This is a genomic window from Pseudanabaena sp. FACHB-2040 (assembly GCF_014696715.1).
GTDB lineage: Bacteria > Cyanobacteriota > Cyanobacteriia > Phormidesmidales > Phormidesmidaceae > JACVSF01.
This window is the reverse complement of the sequence record NZ_JACJQO010000022.1, coordinates 389,956-407,624: the sequence shown is the minus strand read 5'-3', so window position 1 is coordinate 407,624 and position 17,669 is coordinate 389,956. Positions and strand designations below refer to the sequence as shown.

16 protein-coding genes are annotated in these 17,669 nt (G+C 49.7%); 1 reads left to right on the top strand and 15 read right to left on the bottom strand.

The window, feature by feature from the left end; genetic code table 11:
• Window positions 1–14: 14 nt before the first annotated feature.
• Both H6G13_RS24805 and H6G13_RS24800 read right to left on the bottom strand, forming a co-directional pair.
• Window positions 15–1,487, bottom strand: a complete 1,473-nt coding sequence (locus H6G13_RS24805; protein WP_190487917.1) for a sugar transferase — start codon at window positions 1,485–1,487, stop codon at window positions 15–17.
• A gap of 71 nt (window positions 1,488–1,558) precedes the next feature.
• Complete coding sequence (locus tag H6G13_RS24800; RefSeq protein ID WP_190487915.1) at window positions 1,559–2,371, bottom strand: WecB/TagA/CpsF family glycosyltransferase; 813 nt, start codon at window positions 2,369–2,371, stop codon at window positions 1,559–1,561.
• Window positions 2,372–2,799: 428 nt separating this feature from the next.
• Between H6G13_RS24800 and H6G13_RS24795 the strand changes: the two genes are divergently transcribed.
• Window positions 2,800–3,702: a class I SAM-dependent methyltransferase gene (locus H6G13_RS24795; RefSeq protein ID WP_190487913.1), complete on the top strand. Its 903-nt coding sequence runs from the start codon at window positions 2,800–2,802 to the stop codon at window positions 3,700–3,702.
• 33 nt (window positions 3,703–3,735) lie between these two features.
• Here the strand turns inward: H6G13_RS24795 and H6G13_RS24790 are convergent, their stop codons facing one another.
• The 13 genes from H6G13_RS24790 to H6G13_RS24730 form a co-directional block, all read right to left on the bottom strand.
• Complete coding sequence (locus tag H6G13_RS24790; RefSeq protein ID WP_190487912.1) at window positions 3,736–4,920, bottom strand: glycosyltransferase family 4 protein; 1,185 nt, start codon at window positions 4,918–4,920, stop codon at window positions 3,736–3,738.
• A complete protein-coding gene (locus H6G13_RS24785; RefSeq protein WP_190487911.1) occupies window positions 4,917–6,230 on the bottom strand; it encodes a glycosyltransferase family 1 protein in 1,314 nt (437 codons plus the stop codon). Before H6G13_RS24785 ends, H6G13_RS24790 begins: the two co-directional genes overlap by 4 nt.
• A gap of 123 nt (window positions 6,231–6,353) precedes the next feature.
• Window positions 6,354–7,256, bottom strand: coding sequence for a glycosyltransferase family 2 protein (locus H6G13_RS24780; protein ID WP_190487910.1), 903 nt, complete (start codon window positions 7,254–7,256; stop codon window positions 6,354–6,356).
• On the bottom strand, window positions 7,253–8,146 hold the full coding sequence (locus H6G13_RS24775) for a glycosyltransferase family 2 protein (RefSeq protein ID WP_190487909.1): 894 nt from the start codon (window positions 8,144–8,146) through the stop codon (window positions 7,253–7,255). The genes H6G13_RS24780 and H6G13_RS24775 overlap by 4 nt, the downstream gene beginning before the upstream one ends.
• A gap of 49 nt (window positions 8,147–8,195) precedes the next feature.
• On the bottom strand, window positions 8,196–8,900 hold the full coding sequence (locus H6G13_RS24770; RefSeq protein WP_190487908.1) for an FkbM family methyltransferase: 705 nt from the start codon (window positions 8,898–8,900) through the stop codon (window positions 8,196–8,198).
• A 90-nt stretch (window positions 8,901–8,990) separates the two neighbouring features.
• Entirely contained in the window at window positions 8,991–10,190 is a 1,200-nt protein-coding gene (locus H6G13_RS24765; RefSeq protein ID WP_190487907.1) for a glycosyltransferase, read from the bottom strand.
• Window positions 10,187–11,122 (bottom strand): NAD-dependent epimerase/dehydratase family protein, encoded by a 936-nt coding sequence (locus tag H6G13_RS24760; protein WP_190487906.1) that lies wholly within the window; start codon window positions 11,120–11,122, stop codon window positions 10,187–10,189. The genes H6G13_RS24765 and H6G13_RS24760 overlap by 4 nt, the downstream gene beginning before the upstream one ends.
• Window positions 11,119–11,964: a class I SAM-dependent methyltransferase gene (locus H6G13_RS24755; RefSeq protein ID WP_190487904.1), complete on the bottom strand. Its 846-nt coding sequence runs from the start codon at window positions 11,962–11,964 to the stop codon at window positions 11,119–11,121. Before H6G13_RS24755 ends, H6G13_RS24760 begins: the two co-directional genes overlap by 4 nt.
• A complete protein-coding gene (locus H6G13_RS24750; protein WP_199306681.1) occupies window positions 11,954–12,547 on the bottom strand; it encodes an acyltransferase in 594 nt (197 codons plus the stop codon). Before H6G13_RS24750 ends, H6G13_RS24755 begins: the two co-directional genes overlap by 11 nt.
• Before the next feature lie 27 nt (window positions 12,548–12,574).
• Window positions 12,575–13,501, bottom strand: coding sequence for a glycosyltransferase family 2 protein (locus H6G13_RS24745; RefSeq protein WP_190487902.1), 927 nt, complete (start codon window positions 13,499–13,501; stop codon window positions 12,575–12,577).
• Window positions 13,502–13,570: 69 nt separating this feature from the next.
• Window positions 13,571–15,520 (bottom strand): asparagine synthase (glutamine-hydrolyzing), encoded by a 1,950-nt coding sequence (gene asnB, locus H6G13_RS24740; protein WP_190487901.1) that lies wholly within the window; start codon window positions 15,518–15,520, stop codon window positions 13,571–13,573.
• Between the two features lie 74 nt (window positions 15,521–15,594).
• On the bottom strand, window positions 15,595–16,929 hold the full coding sequence (locus H6G13_RS24735) for a hypothetical protein (RefSeq protein ID WP_190487899.1): 1,335 nt from the start codon (window positions 16,927–16,929) through the stop codon (window positions 15,595–15,597).
• A 4-nt stretch (window positions 16,930–16,933) separates the two neighbouring features.
• Window positions 16,934–17,662: a hypothetical protein gene (locus tag H6G13_RS24730; protein ID WP_190487897.1), complete on the bottom strand. Its 729-nt coding sequence runs from the start codon at window positions 17,660–17,662 to the stop codon at window positions 16,934–16,936.
• Between the last annotated feature and the right edge of the window lie 7 nt (window positions 17,663–17,669).

Genomic DNA, 17,669 nt, shown 5'->3' with positions numbered 1-17,669 from the left:
TGCGGCGGGCGAGTCTAGTATGCGCCCTTACCCAGGCACACGATCCGAAAGGTTTCCATCAGAATATCTAGGTCAAGGTTGAGCGACCAGTGGTCGATGTAGTGCAGATCAAGTCGGGCAGCATCGTCGAAGCTATCGATGTCAGAGCGCCCCGAAACCTGCCAAAGCCCAGTAATCCCTGGCAGCACCTGGTGACGGATATGGTGCCAGGAGTCGAACTGAGCGACATCCCGCAGCGGTAGGGGCCGAGGACCCACCAAACTCATCTGGCCCAGCACTACGTTAAAGAGCTGAGGCAGCTCGTCTAAGCTGGTGCGCCGCAGGATGTGACCGATCCGCGTCACTCTGGGGTCGTGCTTGATCTTAAAGAGAATGCCGTCTTCGGTCTGGTTGTGCTGCTCTAGTTCGGCCTGTCGCTGGGCTGCATCGGTGCTCATCGTGCGAAACTTCCAGACCTGGAAGACTTTGCCGTGCAGGCCAATGCGCTCTTGCCGGAAAAAGACTGGGCCAGGAGAATCGAGCCGAATTGCGATCGCAATTGCCAAAAATACAGGCGACAGCAGCAGCAGCCCAACAGCGGCCCCGACAAAATCCATCCAGCGCTTGCAGCGGTAGTCCCAACCGCCTACTAGGGGCGCATCTAGCCGCAGCGTCGGAATGCCCGCCACCACTTCGGGCACGCCCCGGCGGTAAAGCATTTCCCGGCTAGAGGGAATCAGCTGCATCGTAATGCCCGCCCGCCGCAGCTTCCAGTACAGAGCCGAGGCCAGATCCGCCGCTGGAATCTCCTCAACCAGCACCAGCTTCGCCCCCGAAGCCAGAATCGCCTGATAGGTGGAGGGGGAATTAGCCGTTGCAGCTAGGGCTGCCCCCACAATCGGGTAGCGAGACCGCTTTTCCAGCACTTCAGCCAGGCGCTTGAGGCGGCGGGCGGGAGCAATGACAAATACCTTGGTGCGCGCGTAAGCCTGCTCAAAGGGGCGCAGCAGCCCCGTCACCATCAGCCGCGATACGATAATCAGCACCACGCTGCCCATCCAGGCTGAAAAGAAGAGAGACCGGGGTGGGTCGAGCTTGGGGTCGTAAAAGTAGATCGCCACCAGAGACATCAGGTAGACAATGCTGACCAGCTTCCCTGCCCGAACGTAGTTCTTGACCTGGTTAATGGAGCCGTAGAGCCCGTTTTGGGCAAATACCAGCAGGGTAACGGCAATAAAGACCCAGAACAAGCTGGGCAGGCTAAACCAAGTCCACCACACCAGCTGCTCTGGAATCGGTGAGAAAAACTGGTTGAGAAAGCGGGCAATCTGCCAAGCCAAAATCAGGGCCAAACTATCGCTCAGCACCAGCACTAAGCTCCGCTGCCCCTGCCAGGAGAGCATATCCTTAAGCCGCAGCGACCGGGGAGCGCGGATGTCTTGGCGGACGGTGGAGGGTGAGTGGGGCTGTCGCTTCATATAAGCGGGCGCAGCGTGATAACAATCCATAGGGGCAATGCAGCCGGTTGCCGACTACGCTGGCATCAGGCTTAGGGTGCCGCAGTTGGAGTCAAAACCCATCACCGCAAAGGTTTTTTAACGAAGCGGTGGCTCAACTTGTGACCTAGCAGCTGCCAGCTAAATAACAGAATAAAGGCCGGATTGTTGATGAGATAGCGCCGCCACAGCCGCCCTGGCTCTTGACTAAAGCGGTAGAGCCATTCCAGCCCCCAGCACATCATCCAGCGGGGAGCCTGGGTGACCTCGCCGCTAAAGAAGCTAAAGGCCGCTCCTACACCGATCATGACGGCCTGCAGCTGCCCCTGCTGACGGGCCATCCACTGCTCTTGCTTGGGGCAACCCAGCCCGACAAAAACCACTCGCGCCCCCGATTGGTGAATGCGATCGCGATCTTCTGCTTCTTCCTCAGCAGAAAGAGGGCGAAAGGGCGGCGCATGACTGCCTGCAATGATGAGGCCGGGATAGGTAGTCGTTAGGTGATGGGCCAGCTTTTGCAGCATCACCGGGGTGCCGCCATAGAGGTAAATCGGCAGACCCAAGCGAGCCGTGCGATCGCACCAGGCCAGCATCAGGTCAGGCCCATACACCCGCCTTTGATCTGCACAGCCCAGCAACCGCAGCCCCAGCACCAGCGGCATACCGTCGGGGGTAACCAAGGCAGCTTGGCTGAGCACTTCCCGGTAGGCTCGATTCCAATAGGCAGTCATAACCACATGGACATTGGCAGCGACGATGTAGCAGGAGGTGGGAAGGGTAGCCCAGTGGGTGATGCGATCGCAGGCATCGTCATAGTTGGTGCCGTCAATTCGCACACCTACAATGGTTTTAGCAGGGCATGGAGACTGTACTACGGTGGCGTCTTCGGATTCCATAAGGCAATCCTAGCAAGGGAACAATACGTCAATGCGTAAATGGCTGGCAGACCTTTAGAGACCTGTAGAATCTGCTCAGACTATGAGCTTCCATTAAGTGGAATCAGACTTGGCTTTAGTTTTCCCGACTCGGTCTGTTGCAACAGCTTCAGATAGGTAGGTAAGCTCATAGGTGACTACTCGGCCTAAGGTTGCCTAGAACGGTTAAGGTTCCTTAGTCTTAGAATTTTGAGGAGGGGCTCTCACTACACGGCTCAAGCCGATTGGCAAGGCTTTGAGAGACTTTTTTGAGAGTAGAGGAAATATAAGATGGGTCTTAACTGAAGCTTGCTATCACTAGATGGGTGCTAGGTGCGCTTGAGGCTGCAAATAGCTGCTGAGATACGCGATGCTCGCCTGTTTGAAAGGTGTCGACTAATTTGAACCCTATGAGTAATAGAACAAAAGCCTGGTCACGATGGATTTCGGGGGCAGCCTCAAGCTCATTTTTGTTCAACGGAGCAAGGGCCATTTGGGAGAAAAACAAAAGCAATGGTCAGCTGCACCTTTCTAAATCCCAGAAGGCGCTGGTTGGAGCGTACCTTGTTCTGAATGATTTCGCTGAAGGTAAGTTTCCTCCCACCTTTGAGGATCAGCAAAAGCTTTATGAAGATGAGATAGACTTCACCTTAATGTGGCCTGGACTCTCAGCGGAGGAGTCGTTTGAAGTCGCCCAAAGCAAACCTTTTTGGTTTGGGCGATGGGGAATTCAGTACTTGTCTGACTTTCTTGAAATTACTCGTTATCTGGAGAAGTTAGGGCTTAATCCACCCAAGAAACTGGTAGAGATTGGCTGTGGTACAGGCTGGCTGTCTGAATTTTTGGCAATCATGGGATTTGAAGTTATTGGAACGACATTGTCCCCCTATGATATTACGGCGGCTAACTGCAGGGTCGAAAGTTTGAAGACTAAGGGTATCCATAAACAACTCAACTTCTGTCAAGCTCCTATGGAGACTGTGGATAAAAGCTTAAAGGCTGAAGATCTGGCAACCTTTGATGGTGTTTTTGTGTATGAAGCTTTACATCATGCTTACAGTTGGCAGGAGACGATTCAAGCCTGCTTTAGGTGCTTAAAACCAGGTGGCTGGCTATTAATTTGTGCAGAGCCTAATTTGATGCACACGGTCATTTCTTATCGAGTGAGTATCTTGACAAAGACACATGAAATTGGCTTTAACCGAAGGATGCTAATTGCTTATCTTAAAAAGACTGGTTTTTCTAAGCACAAAATACTTAAAAACCAGTTTGCCTTTGGCGTTAAATCTATTTGGCTGGCTGCTCAGAAATGAAGGTTAGGGATGCTGTTGCGGCTTCAGTGACTCCTACCCCGCTAAAACGCTCTGGTAAACACTTAACGTTTTTTGGGCTAATTTAGGCCAGGTGAAGTTGGCTGTGACTTTAGCTTTTCCAGCTTGGCCCATTGCTGTAGCTTCTGTTGAATGGGTGAGCAGGTAAAGGATACGATCGGCAATCTCCTTGGGCTGCTGATCAACGAGAAACCCATCTTGCCCTTCAGTGACCACATCGGCAATAGCGGGAATGCGCCCGCCGATAACAGGTTTACCTAGGCTCCAGGCTTCGGTGTAGACGCCGCCAAAGCTTTCTTGCATGGAGGGCACACAGAGCAGGTCGCAGGCTGCAAGGGCATCTGTCTTTTCTGCCGCGCTAACGGCTCCTAATCTATAAATGCGGGGATCCCGATACTCTACAAAGACTTGCTCAGATTGCTCAACGGGCGGGCCGATGAAGAAAAAGTGAGTGTCAGGCTGCTGCTGCCAAACCAGAGATGTGGCCTCCAATACCTGCTGGTAGCCCTTGTAGCCATAAAACTGCCCTAAAAACAGAACAATGGGCTCTTTCACCCCATACTTCTGACGAAATTCGTCACCATTGGCCTCAGTGTTTAGAATAGGTGCATGTCCGGTGACATGAATACGCTCTTCTCGAACGCCCAAAGACATCAGGGTTTGTTTTTCGGAAGGGGTCAGGGTGATGACTGCATCTGCCTGCCGGTAAAGCTCGTTATAGGCCCGATAGCGCCAGCCAACCCATCGAGGATGGTGAACTGGCGTTAGCACAAAGGGAATGTCATGCTGTCGGGCGGTTTGCCAAGAGGCGTAGGTAAGCCCTTCTCGGCCAATGCGGACGTTGTGAATCAGATCGGCTTCCTGGACGAAGGGTTTGAGTTGATTGACAATGATCTGAGCAACAGGTGGCAGTGCCTTAGACATCAGAGGGTAGTAGAGCGGAAGCCAGGGCAGCATTTGCAGTTTCTCTCTGGGGGAGAAGCCCATACGGTGAACGGGAACCTGGTCAATGACATAGTTGTGGGGGCGCTGATGGGCTCTCAATGTTGTTCCCAACAGCCAATCTGTGCGGTTTTGGTTCCAAAAGCTCACGACTTGAACATCGTGCTGCGACTGGAATTGTTGAGCCAGTAAGTGCTGATGTAGCTGTGCACCTCCAATGGCCGGAGGATAGGCTGTCAATGTATAAAGCAGTTTCATGATCTATCCTGGCTACTGATAGAAACTTGATAAACCTTGCTTGTTTCTTCCGCACAGCGGGCCCAGCTGAATTGCTCAGCTCTTGCCAAACCTCTTTGAGCAAGTGACTGTCTGAGGGTGTTGCTGTTAACTAGGTTCAAAATAGCCTGACACATCGCCTCTTCATCTGTAGGATCGATCATAATGCCTGCATCCCCAACGACTTCTGGTAAAGAGCTGACGTTGGAGGTGATGACTGGAACACCGCAACGCATAGCTTCTAAAGGTGGCAGCCCAAAGCCTTCGTACAGCGAGGGATAGGCGAATGCAAGAGCACCACTGTAAATAGTACTAAGATCTTGGTCAGGTAAGAAACCAGTAAAAACAATGCGTTCGGCTAATTCGGGACGGGTTTTGGCCTCTTGGAAGATTCCCTTGTTTTTCCAGCCACTAATACCTACTAAAACCAGCTGAAGGTCTATCGAAGGATTTTCCAGAATTAGCTTGGAGAAGCATCGAATTAGAAACTTTAGATTTTTGCGGGGTTCTAGCGTCGCTAAGCTGAGTAGGTACGGAGCATCGGCAATGTTGTAGTGGTTTAGTACCTGTCGGGCTGCGTCCGAAGGCGGAATCGGTTGAAATCTGGTAGATGCTGCTAACGAGGCAACAAATACCCGATCCGAGCTCATACCTGTATACTCACAAAAATCTCGCTTTGTTGCTTCTGAAATACAGACTATCCAATCGCGGTGAATATCAATGCTCGCGATGATGCGATTAAACTGCTGTACAGTTCGCTTTGAGCACAGCGTAGGGTAGAGAATAGGGGCAAGGTCGTAAATAGTTAAGATTCTGGGGATGTTAGCTGCTTTTATGTTCTCTGGTAAGGGAAAATAGGGTGAGTGGTAAATTTGCCAGTTTTCGATCTTTGGCAGATGTCGCTGTGAAAGATTTGCTACTTTATCAAATGGAATCTGCATCGCCACGATAGCCTTACGGAGAATCTCAAAAAGCTGAAGATTCTCTAGAACGTACTTTTGCATCAGGACAGGATATTTTAGGTAAACCTCCTCCCAGGAGGACCCTAAGACTAGCTCAGATTGCTTCGATCTAATCTGATGCTCCTGTAAATAAAGCTTTGTCCCGAGGCTACTCCAGGAACTTAACTCATTGTTAAAACTAACAAGGTGCAAATTGAGTTTAGGCTGCTCAAGCAGGGCTAGCAGAGTTTGTTCGACAGCTCGAAAAACACCTGTTCTCGCTTTAGGATTGATATATCCCATTCCTAAAATAGAACAGTCAAATGCAGCATTTATGTCGGCAGAAAGCATACTGTTTTTCCTGGATGGTTTTCTAGGCAGTAGCTCCTTTAAGGAGCGTAGAGATGATATAGGAAACCGGCCTCAGTGATGAATGGGAAGCAGGATGAAAAACGGTATCCTCTGCAGATACTCTTACAATGAGCGGAGCCACTGATTCTTGAAAGCTTTGAGCTTTTTCAAAGAGGCAGGAGGCAAAAAACAGCGAGCGACAGTAAAAATAAGTAGCTTTATATAGATTGTGATGAAGGGAATAGGTGCTAAGAATCCATAAAAGCTTGTGCAGTAGTTCCAGTAGGCAGGTGGATAAAGGTTGGATTTTGGGGTTTTCATCCTCTGCCAGTGCTTAATCATAGGCATAGGGTTATAGCTCCACCCTTGTTCTAAAGGGTTAAATTCACAAATGGCTTTAGCGTCGCCTAATATTTCTAACTGATATCCACCTTTCTTGGCTTCCCAGGTATAGACAATATCCGCAAGGCATTGCGGCAGTTTGTGACTAGGCGGATACCCAATTTGATCAACGACTGAGCGTGGCAGACACACAAGGTTACCGCTCAAGCAGTCACATGCTGCCCGCTCACCCTCCGGTACAGATAATAGCTGAACGGAAAACCATTGTTTGATCTGCCCGCCATACGTAGGTTCCCGAAAGTCAGCAGAACTGTAACACTGGGCTGTGACGATTTTTTGCGGATCTTGAGTACAAGTCTCTATCAGAAGGGAAAGACTGCCTTCTAGGGGTAAGGTATCGTCATTGAGCCAAATAAAGTGGCTCGCCCCTTGTGCGTAGGCAAACTCCATCCCTTTTTTAATAGCCCCTGTCCACCATAGATTGCCATCTCCTCTCAAGAGGAGAGTGCTAGGAAAGCGGGTTTGTACTGCATCATAGGTGCCGTCGGTCGAGCCATCATCCACAACCACAACGGAGCAACGATATAAATCACCCGTACCTTCTAGTGCTTCCAAACACTTAAGGGTGATCGCCTTACGATTGTGAACTGGAATGATGATGTAAACAGAGCGGTAAGTTGTCATATCTCATCAACCTGCCAAATCTGCTCCGAACACGAGTAAACGCAGAGCCGGTGGGGGTCTTTCAGCTTGAGCTTTACGGCCAATTTTCTGACGCTGCGAGGGAGCCTGACATAGTCCTTTAGGACTTTTTTGAAAGCCCCTTTAAAGGCTCCGGCTGGTTGCCCATCATATCGTTTTAGGATTTGTCTTGATTCCTCGATGTATTCCTGTACCTGGTTCACTGATCTTTGATTGCCGTGCTGACGAAAACCGCCTAGTGGTGATTCGACGGTATATAAGTTGGCGTGCTGGAAGAACCTAGCCCAGAGCTCGAAGTCGGCAGCGAGCTTGTAGGCTGTATCCACGTACCCCCCGGCTCTTTCCCAGAGGGATCGCCGCCAGAAAACCGATTCCTGCTGGAGTGTCCCTAGGGTAGACCAGCGAGCTTCCAGGATATTTTCACCGTGCATGAAGCCGCGGCGGGTGTAGCCTCCTCGATGACCGCAATAAGCTGCGGCTCCCGAGGTAGACCAGACGATGGGAGATAGCGTTGTTAGCCACTCCACCTCCGGCAGAGTGCTAAAAATCTCGCTGACGACCTGAAAGGCCCAGGGGGTGTATTTGTCATCAGAGTTGAGCCAGGCCATAATCTCGCCTGTGCCGTGATGAAAGCCTCTGTTGATGGCATCGTATTGCCCCTGGTCAGGGCCGCTAGAGCAGTGATGGAGACCGGACTCATAGGTTTTGATCACCTCCCAACTGCCGTCTGTGGAACCGCCATCCATAACGATATACTCCAGATTGGGATAGTTTTGGGACAGCACGCTCTCGATAGTGGCTCCTACGTACTGGGCTTGATTATACGAAGGGGTAACGATGGTAATTTTGGGAAGCTTGAACGGACTGCTCATAAAACCTGAAATGCTTCTGAAGCCTGTAAAGCTAGGTGCCCTTTAGCTGTTAAGACCACGTATTATCTAGAAACTTGGAATTAGAGGCGGGTTCAAAAAATAGATCAAACTGCCACAGTGCCTGGTCCTTGGGGCGAAACAGCGGATCGCAAATATCAACGCACCGAAATCCTCTCTCCTCTAGATATTGACAGATTTCGTGGAAGCGTAAGCTGGCGGGAGCGATTTTAAAGTTGTATGTTTCAACCACAACCAGGCTAGTTTCTTGGAGCGTTTCTTTAGCGCCTTCAAAAATAGGAACCTCGAAACCGTGGGTGTCTAGCTTGAGAAGAAAGGGAGGCGCTAATGTATGGGCGCTACGGATGTGGTCAATGGTAACCACGGGAACTTTCGCTGTGCTGTCTCTGGAAGCATCGTGAGAAGCTAACCCGCCAAAAGGATCGCTACCGTCGAAGAAAATTTCGCCATTGCTATCACCAGCGGCAGCCACGGTGAAGTCGATCTTCTCCCAGCTTCTCTTGAGGGTTGCTAAAGCAGGCTGATGATAAGAGTTGGCCTCAATGAGATGGCAGTACGCCGTGGGAAAGAACTTTCTGGCGGTTTTTGACCAAGAGCCATTGGAGGCCCCAATATCAATAACAGTTTGGACTTGTGTTCCTCGCTGAGCTGCTCGCTGTAGAGCTGCTTCAAGAGCAGCGGGGTTTTGAGTTCTCGCTAGACCCGCTTTTCTAAGCAGCTTTTTAAGAATTGTCATATGATTCTGTGTGTTAATGAGAAGTGTTAAGGATTAGGCTCGGCGCTGTATGGTAAGATTCAGGAGCTGAAGCTAACATGGTGGCTATAGCTATAGCTTGGTTTCACCTCTGGCTATTTCAAGAAAACGATGGCCAAAGAATCGAATGTCTTTTTTGTTTTGGGCTCTGGCTAATTGTTCCTGCTCTAGGTTGGGACCGGATGAAAGAGTTTGCCAGCCTTTGGCTAGGATATTTGCTAATTCCATAAAGTTGCTTCTTCCAAAGAAAACGCATCCGAGCGGATTTTGCTCCACGTGAACGGGGAAGTCGGAGAGAATCATTGGCTTGCCCAGGCAGCGGGCATCTTCAACAACTGTGCTCCATCCCTCGAACAAAGAGGGCTGCAATACAGCAATGGAACGCCGCATCAGCTGTATTTGGTCACTGCGGGAAATTAGACCCAATACTAGAAATTGCTGGGATAGACCGTAGGTGTGTATCTTTTGGAGAATAAGATCTAAGTATTCGGGTTTGCGGTCGTCGTAGATATGGCCTGTGCACACAACGGTGGGCTGAATGCCCTGCGATCGCAACTCCTGCAGAGCCTCAAGGACAACCAGATGATTCTTGTGCTGCCAAAATTGGCCGCTAAACAGAAAGAACCGCTCCGGTAGGCAGTATTTCTTCTGAATTTCTTCTGGATGGGCGCTAAACCAGCTTGATGCGGGGGACGTTCTAAACTGAAGCACCTCAGTCCTAGTCTGCGAAGTTGGGAAAAACTTTTTAAAGTCGCTCTCCGCGGCTTTGCTGCTGAGGACGACCCTAGTGCTGTGGCGCGCGATCGCACTATGTTCTCGGTCGCGCCTTTCGATTTCAGCTTCTGAGAACAGATGGGGTAGATATTTATGCTGGAAATCAGGTATCCAAGGGCAGCTGCGCAGAGCAAACGGCTCTCTTGTAGGGGCAGATGTGGGATACAGGAAATCAATCTTTCCTTTTTTCATCACAGGATTAAATGGAGGATTGGGCTGCCGAAAGACCTCCTTTTCAAACTTCCAAATTAAACGATTCTTCAGGGTAATCGGCTTGACCTCCTGCTCAAGGTCATAAAACTGGCTGATGTGGGGTTCTAGCTCCTGCCGAGTGGCTGCATCGAGTGCATCGTTGTAGAGTAGGCAGATATCAAAAGTTGACTTTACCTGATCGGGAAGACTGGCTAACGCCAGAATAATATTTTTGACGTACATTGACCCGCCAATCCAGTTGCGTCCGCCCTGATAGATTAAGCCAATTCTGAAGGGGTGATTCATACGCCAATTAACTCCGCTCGGCACCAGGTAGCAAAAATTTTGACGCCCTGCTCTAGCCCGACAGACGGCATAAAGCTTAAGGCCTGAAGTTTCGAGATGTCGGCCTGCCAGTTGAGAGGGTTGCCTACCGGAACAACGCCATCAAACTCCGGTAAGCCGCTGTACTCAAGGGCCTCAAGTAGTAGAGAAGACAGCTCCAGAATCGTGACTTCTCGCCCCGTCGCCAAGTTGTAAGCCTCACCCTGCATGGGGGCGGCGACGGCAATTAGCATTAAAGCTCTGGCAATGTCTAGGGCGTGAATAAAATCGCGGCTTTCCTGTCCCGTTCCTTGAAGGTATACTTTTCTTTGGATGGTGGCCTTGTGACAAATGTCCCACATGACCTGGCGGCGCAGACCGGGGCCGTAGGCAGAAAAAATGCGCACGCTGGCAGTGGGCAGGCCGTAAATTTTATGAAATTCTAGGCAGAGCTGTTCCCCCTGAAGCTTATGAAAGCCGTAGGGCGACAGGGGAGCGGGCAATTGGCTTTCTCTAATTGGCAGGGACTCTGGATTGCCGTAGACTGCTGCGCTAGATAGGAAAATAAACCGACAGTCAGGGGCGTACAGGCGAAGCGCATTGAGCACATCAAGGGTCAAGACGGTATTGCCGTGAAAATCGGCAACGGGATCGGCAACCGAAAGACCGACGGAGGCTCTGCCTGCGCAGTGAATTAGAACCTGGGGTTGATACTGCCGAATCAGGTCTTTGAGTGCCTCATCGGGCAGGTGTAAAGGCTGGTAGGCTGCGAGATTAGCCAGGGGCGCGTTCTCTGGAGGCGAGTTGTCAATACCGATGACGGCCCAGCCCTGCTGAGAAAAGTAGCGGCTAACGTAGCGGCCAATAAAGCCTGCTACGCCCGTAACGAGGACGCTTTGGGTCTCGCAAGTCATGGCTTTACGGCCAGAAACGAGTAGAGCCGTCCGGGGGTGTGAGATCGCAAAGAGCGGTATCTCCCATAGCCCTGCTGCACAATCTGCTGATTAGCAAGCCAACTGCCTAAATACTTGCCTACATGACGGCTAAGAGCAGTGGCAACTTCCGTTTGAAATTCAGCTCTCGTCATAGGGCTGTAGTTAATGACGTTGTCTAGAGGCCCCATTGTCCTACGTAGCTTTAGCCCTGCAGCCTGAATGGCGGTTTTATACTCACTTAGTAAGTAAGCATTCTCACCACCATAAAGAAAGTGTAGGGGGTGAGCATCTAAAAACTGCTGCAAATCACTCTTCTTTGAAAGCACATGCTCACGGGTGGCGATGAACATGCCTCCCGGTTTAAGGACTCTAGCGCTCTCTTGGCAAAGCTGTTTGAGTGCTTGGGCATGATGTAAAACAGCTCGCCCATAAACAACATTAAATGTACCGTCCTCAAAGGGCAAAGCCTCTCCGTAGTTTTGAACGATCTGAATAGGTAAATGGCTGCTCTCAATCAGAGATCGAATAGCGCCTACGCCGACTAAATTGCTGGGATCAGGCTCTAGGGCCGTAACAGAGTAGCCAGCTTTAGCAAAGGCGTAGCTAGAAATTCCTCTGCCTGCGCCTAAATCCAGAACTTCGCCGGGAAGGTGAGCCTTTAGTAGTTGAGCCAGTGCCTGCCACTCTTGACTACGGCTGAAGCGCTCTGCTGCCGCCTGTAAAGGGTCATCATAATAGCAATGCTGCACAAGGGCCTGTCTATCGGGTTGCGCTTTAAGCCACCGAACGGCTTCTTCCCAAGTGAGTAATCTATCGCTCATCTTCTGACATCTCCCGAATCACTCGCGCCGGATTGCCTGCAGCGACTGTCCAGGCAGGTATGTCTTTTGTGACTACTGAACCTGCCCCAATGACAGCTCCTTCTCCAATAGTGATTCCTTTAAGAATAATCGAGTTAAAGCCAACCCAGGCTTTGTCACAAATTTTGACAGGAGCAATTTTGACAGGCGTCCAATCTTTCTTCGAGGTCAACCAATCTACTGCATCTTGAGAGCGTTGAGAAAATACGATCGAATGGGAGTCATGATCAACAACAGTGACATTCCAAGAGATCAAAACATCGTTTCCAACATCTATAGATTGTGCTGCAATGAGAACTCCATTAACAAAAGAGCGGTGTCCAATTGATATGCTGGCATTCTCTTTATCGAAAATAATGCTAGCAAGTACCTGACTCTGCTCCCCGACTGTGAGCTGGCAACCTGATTTCAGCTTGAGACCGCCTACATTAAGCTTTGCAGAAGCGGGCACCCTGACTCCTTTAGAAACTTGCTTAGTGATTTCATCTAGCTTATCTGCCATTTTATGCAGAATTTTGCTAACTATATCCAGGGCTATAACCATGTCGCCAAATTTCTGTTTAAATTTGATTTATTTTGCTATCATTCCCAAGAATGATGCTCGAGATCTAAGCTTCTTTAGAAGAAGATTTAGTTTCCCTTGGGGCGGCTGATAATAATGGTTGAAGGTGTATAAGTCTGCGCTCTTATCCTGCATCACAAAGGTGGGATGCTTTATTCCACCTAGTCTTTCGGTTGAGAGATTGGCCAGATGGCTGTCCCTCCGTGTATGTGTAGCATCTGCTTCAAATCCAAGGTTAGAGACTAAATTAACATTAGGTAGTGCCGTTAGCCCGCTTTGTACCCAACACGTAAACATCCAGGGATAGGCCCAAGAATTGAACTTTTCCTCTAGAAAGAGAGCATTAAAAATCTCTGTCCAGTAGATAGTTTCGTAATAACTTTCGCAAATAGAGTGCATTAATCCTGCATCTCGAAACTCAACCCACTTCTTAGAATTCAACTCCCAATGCTGCCAAGCTCTCTGCCAGGTTGCCCAGCCCCAGCAGTGATTGTATTTGGAGAAGTAATAATTGCCATCCCCATGCCATCTTCCATCTTGAAAATTATTGCCGCTGATCACCCAAACTCTTTTATCATCGCGGTAGTAACTTAGTAAGGTCTGGCAAAAACTAAAAAAATCGAGATGGGGCAGACAATCGTCCTCTAAAATAATGGCTTCCTCAACCTGCTCAAAAGCCCAGGTCAACCCTGAGGTAACTCTTCTGCAGCAGCCTAGGTTTTCCTCAGAATAATTTCGAAAGACTTCGCAGTCCCAATTTATCTGCTCTGTAACGGCTCGAGTTCGATCACACAATACCCGCTCTACTTCGTTGCGTGGACCATCTGCTACAACAAATAATTTACTGGGCTGAGCTGCTCTAATTTGTTCAAAGACGCGGGCAGTTAGCTCGGGACGACGAAATATAAGAAAGATAACAGGGGTTGAGCAGGGCATAAGTCATATTAGTTGAAATACCAAGCTGAGCTATCAAAAATTCTTGAGTTGGCTACGATAGAGCCTGTATCAAATACGAACAGCCGATTGGCTGCTTAGAACGATTTGTCTGTACCAAATTTCTAAAACGACAGCTTTATAGAGCATAAATGTGTGCCTACCCTTGTTGGAAAATTCATCTCTTAGTGCTTGAACAAAGCTTTTTGAAAGGATGTTTAGCTCTACCAAGTGTCCTGTCGTTAGAGTCTCCAAATTTTCCCGTACGACTGCATGCATCCACTCCTGTACAGGGGGTTGAAATCCACGCTTAGGCCGATCTAATACTTCATTAGGTAGTATCCCCTTGAGTGCTGACTTTAACCAGGCTTTCGCAGGCAGGCAGTGATCGGGCTGATTTTTGCGTAAGCCGATTACTAGCTCAGCAAGTTCTTTATCCAATAGCGGTAGACGAGTTTCGATGGAGCAGGCCATGCTTACCCGGTCTCCAAGAGACAAACAATTTGAAACTAGCCAGGTTTGAAAGAGTGTTTGAGAGATTTGGTTAGGAATGTCTAGGGTTGTAGGTGGGCTCAGTGGAAAGAGGCAGTAGGGATTATCTAAGGGGATGTGCTCCCACAGGGACTGAGTGAATAAGTGAGGCCGGTACGTTAGCGCCTCAACAAAATCGGGAGAAAGCTCGTAAAAAACAGCTCGATCCGGAGGAGAGAGGGTCATTTGGCTAAGGTCAATCCCTGGCCGAAACCAACTTTGGATAGGGATAGGCACCTTTTTGCTCTGTCCCAATTTTTGGTAGAGAGGGTGCTGAGCTAGTTTCCGTAATGTTCTAATTCCCTGCGCTTTCCACGTAGGAGCTTGAAGGTAGTGATCTTTTAATTCACTGATGCGGGCAGCACGGGCTACCCAGGAGTAGCCCCAAAACAACTCATCACCCCCTACGCCACTGAGCATGACTTTAACGCCTTGGCTCGCAGCTAGCTGCATTCCTGAATAGTGGCCATAGGCAGCAATGTCAGCAATCGGCTCATCTACAGCCGCAACTAGACTGGGAAAAAAATCGACTAGGGCTTCGGTTGTTAGCTCAATATCGTGAAAAGGCAACTTGAGGGACTTAGCCAAAGCCTCAGCCTGGTTCCGCTCGTCGTAGGCTGGGCGACCAGGGTAGCCGACGCTAAATGTTTGTAAAGTATCTCGGTATTTGGGGGCGGCCAAAGCTGCGATCGCACTCGAATCAATACCGCCGCTTAGCGCTACCCCAATTGGTACATCCGATCTCAGTACCAGCTCAATAGATTTTTCCAACTCCTGACGAATTAGAGTGGCAGGATCACCTGTCACTGGAGGAATGTTCTCTAGGGACCAGTAGCACTGAGGTGTAAATTTCCAGTCCTCGCGGGAAATTTGCAAGTAGTGAGCAGCCGGAAGCTTGTGAATTCCCTTCAACGGAGTACGGGGCTCAGGCACGTACTGATAGTGAAAATACAGATCGATTGAGACTGGATCTAGCTCTGGCACTGTTGGCAGCAAGGGCAACAGCGCTTTGAGTTCAGAGGCAAAATAAAAAGCCTCTTTGTCATACCAGTAGTAGAGCGGCTTTTCACCAAAGCGATCTCGTCCTAAAAACAGGTTTTGGGTCTCCTTATCCCAGATAGCAAATGCAAACATGCCTCTGAGGTGATCTAGACAAGCAGTGCTCCATTGGGCAAAAGAAGCTAACAAAACTTCTGTATCGGAGTGTCCATTAAAGCTATGGCCCAGCGTAGTCAGTTCCTGCTTGAGTTCAAGATAGTTATAGATTTCACCATTAAATGAAATGCAGTAGCGCCCATCTTCAGAAGCCATAGGCTGGTGTCCCAATGGACTTAGATCCAAGATAGAGAGACGCGTATGGCCTAACTGAAGGTACTCGTCTTGCCAGGCTCCCCGATCATCGGGACCTCGGTGATGTAGACAACGAAGACTGGTATGTAGGCTGCTGCTTTGAGCCTCATATCGGTTTAGGATACCTACAATTCCACACATATGCCTATGTTATAAATTATTAGAAAAATAAAAAATGATTTAAAGTGTTGAAAGCTACCAGAAGCCGAGAAGAATTAGTCAAGCATAAATAACAGCTCCGCTATGCTCTCTTTTATTCTGGCTTGTAGCTTTCCTCCTAGCCGGTTTTTCATATGTTGACGAGCTGCCCAAGAAACAGGGCTTTCATGTACTTCTAAATAGGGTTGAATAGTTCCGGAAGTCCTGTCTATCTTGAACCAAGTAGCATTGATGGGAGCATAAGCTAAGAGATTTGCTACATGATCAACCAAGCTAGAAGGTTGAACATCAGAAAGGCTTTCGTTGCCGTAGTGCAGTCGATAATTTAGTAAAGCGTCGCGGCAGTCCTCGTAGCCAACTGGAAATAGGAGATCCTGAACAGTGTTGGGTAAACGAGATCGTGGCACTAGTTCAAGCGTCGTTTTAGCCAAACCAGAGGGCAGCAGCATATTCGAGCCGTGTACCCCAATGGCACAGTCCGTTATGCTCATATGAGCCATCCATAGGCGATCTTGGCTCACGCTAAACTGAGTGACCCGTAAATCAATTAGCTTAGCCCCACTCTCAAAGAACTGATTCTGTTGCCCAAATCCCACCAGAACGAAAGCCATCTCGGGAAACACTTGGCTTAGGCGGTTATAGAGCTTCTGTAGCCGTCGCTGCTGCTGACCTAAAGACCGTCCCCAAAGGCGATCTTCACGGTAGCTAAACAAAATAATTGGGGAATGGCCCTCAAGCTCAGAAGAAATATCAGGCAAATCTTGGACAAAGCGTTGGATGTCGTAGCTTTTAGGGCTGGGGTGGGAATAACCACGGCTTAAAAAACATTCTTGGCGCTGAGTAACCTGCTGACTAATCCAGCGCTCTAGGCTGACATACCACTGCCAACCTTCTTTTATAGGAGCAGGAAATTCCCAGATTTCAGCTACCCCTTCAGGAACAAGATGCATGAGTTGAGTAGGGACGAGCACACAGCACCCCCAATCTGGGGATTGGTCGATGTGCCGCTGCACATTGAGCAGTTTAAGTAGGCTGTGTCCATAAAGAAAATCGAGGCAGTTGATAATGATGATGCGGTCAGCTTCAAAGAACCGATGAACGGTGGGCACTATTTCTGCCGTAACCGGCTTTTGCCAGCTAGTCTGCAGGGGCTGACTAAACCACTCAGTCTGCGTAGCATCATAGACTTTGGCGGTTGCCCGATTGATTATAGCGGGTGACCATAGCGCTTGACCTACAGGCAGATCAGCATAGTAGGCCGCTCCGCAGGTTGGGCAAACGGCATCAGCCAGGCAGCGCATACCCGGAATAGAAAAGCCCCGATTCTCTAAGCGGGTCGAGTCCAACGGGCAGCGCAGCTCACAGTCTAGGTCAGGAAAAATCTTGATCATAGCCCTAGCCGGCAGAGATGGGAAGAATGCTGCGCAACCGACTGCCAACGCCTTTGAGGCTGGCGACGAGGCTGTTTGAGACTAAAGCCAGCCCTTTTTGAAAATCAGAACTGTTCTGCTGCTCACCGTAAGCTTTCCAGGCTTTGGCATTGGCCTGCTGGCAGTAGCTAGAAACAATTCCCTTGGCGCTACTGGGCACCGCGATGATGACGTCTTCAATGATGACAATGTACCTTTCGATAGCACCCTGCTGCAGTGAGTCCAGCACAGTCACGATGTCCGGCCAGTACTCCAGGCGGTGCGGTGGCTGGGGGGGCGAAGTAAACAGCCTGGCATCGTCAATCAAAATGCAGCTATCGGCAGCAAACTGATTGATCACAGCAATTTCTTCTAGCAGCGGGCACTGGTCTGCTTCTCCGTAGGTTTCCCCGCCGCTCCAGTGGGCATCGAGCCAAAACAAGCTCTTTCCCTGTAGAGTAGGAAGGATTTTTTGCAGCTCGGCTCTAGAGTCCCCTAGCAGGAAGCCAATATTTTTTACGACGCTAAAGGTTGCTTGGGCCCTTTTGTGGAGCGGCTCTGAGTTTTCAATGGTGTAGACCTGCTCAAACTGATTGGCCGCCCAGGCAGAGGTGTTGCCGTGGTAGGTTCCCGTTTCGACGAAGTTCTTTAAGCTCAGCTCTGCCCGGAGCTGGCTGATCAGCTCGGTTGGCGGCCCCATTCTGACAATGCCCATTGCGATC

What these genes read in the sequence shown, in the direction of transcription:
- H6G13_RS24780 (WP_190487910.1), bottom strand. Translation starts at nt 7,256, where the DNA reads ATGACAACTTACCGCTCTGTTTACATCATCATTCCAGTTCACAATCGT.
- H6G13_RS24745 (WP_190487902.1), bottom strand. Translation starts at nt 13,501, where the DNA reads ATGCCCTGCTCAACCCCTGTTATCTTTCTTATATTTCGTCGTCCCGAG.
- H6G13_RS24765 (WP_190487907.1), bottom strand. Translation starts at nt 10,190, where the DNA reads ATGAATCACCCCTTCAGAATTGGCTTAATCTATCAGGGCGGACGCAAC.
- H6G13_RS24755 (WP_190487904.1), bottom strand. Translation starts at nt 11,964, where the DNA reads ATGAGCGATAGATTACTCACTTGGGAAGAAGCCGTTCGGTGGCTTAAA.
- H6G13_RS24750 (WP_199306681.1), bottom strand. Translation starts at nt 12,547, where the DNA reads ATGGTTATAGCCCTGGATATAGTTAGCAAAATTCTGCATAAAATGGCA.
- H6G13_RS24805 (WP_190487917.1), bottom strand. Translation starts at nt 1,487, where the DNA reads ATGGATTGTTATCACGCTGCGCCCGCTTATATGAAGCGACAGCCCCAC.
- H6G13_RS24735 (WP_190487899.1), bottom strand. Translation starts at nt 16,929, where the DNA reads ATGATCAAGATTTTTCCTGACCTAGACTGTGAGCTGCGCTGCCCGTTG.
- H6G13_RS24790 (WP_190487912.1), bottom strand. Translation starts at nt 4,920, where the DNA reads ATGAAACTGCTTTATACATTGACAGCCTATCCTCCGGCCATTGGAGGT.
- H6G13_RS24760 (WP_190487906.1), bottom strand. Translation starts at nt 11,122, where the DNA reads ATGACTTGCGAGACCCAAAGCGTCCTCGTTACGGGCGTAGCAGGCTTT.
- H6G13_RS24795 (WP_190487913.1), top strand. Translation starts at nt 2,800, where the DNA reads ATGAGTAATAGAACAAAAGCCTGGTCACGATGGATTTCGGGGGCAGCC.
- H6G13_RS24770 (WP_190487908.1), bottom strand. Translation starts at nt 8,900, where the DNA reads ATGACAATTCTTAAAAAGCTGCTTAGAAAAGCGGGTCTAGCGAGAACT.
- H6G13_RS24730 (WP_190487897.1), bottom strand. Translation starts at nt 17,662, where the DNA reads ATGGGCATTGTCAGAATGGGGCCGCCAACCGAGCTGATCAGCCAGCTC.
- H6G13_RS24775 (WP_190487909.1), bottom strand. Translation starts at nt 8,146, where the DNA reads ATGAGCAGTCCGTTCAAGCTTCCCAAAATTACCATCGTTACCCCTTCG.
- H6G13_RS24800 (WP_190487915.1), bottom strand. Translation starts at nt 2,371, where the DNA reads ATGGAATCCGAAGACGCCACCGTAGTACAGTCTCCATGCCCTGCTAAA.
- H6G13_RS24785 (WP_190487911.1), bottom strand. Translation starts at nt 6,230, where the DNA reads ATGCTTTCTGCCGACATAAATGCTGCATTTGACTGTTCTATTTTAGGA.
- asnB (WP_190487901.1), bottom strand. Translation starts at nt 15,520, where the DNA reads ATGTGTGGAATTGTAGGTATCCTAAACCGATATGAGGCTCAAAGCAGC.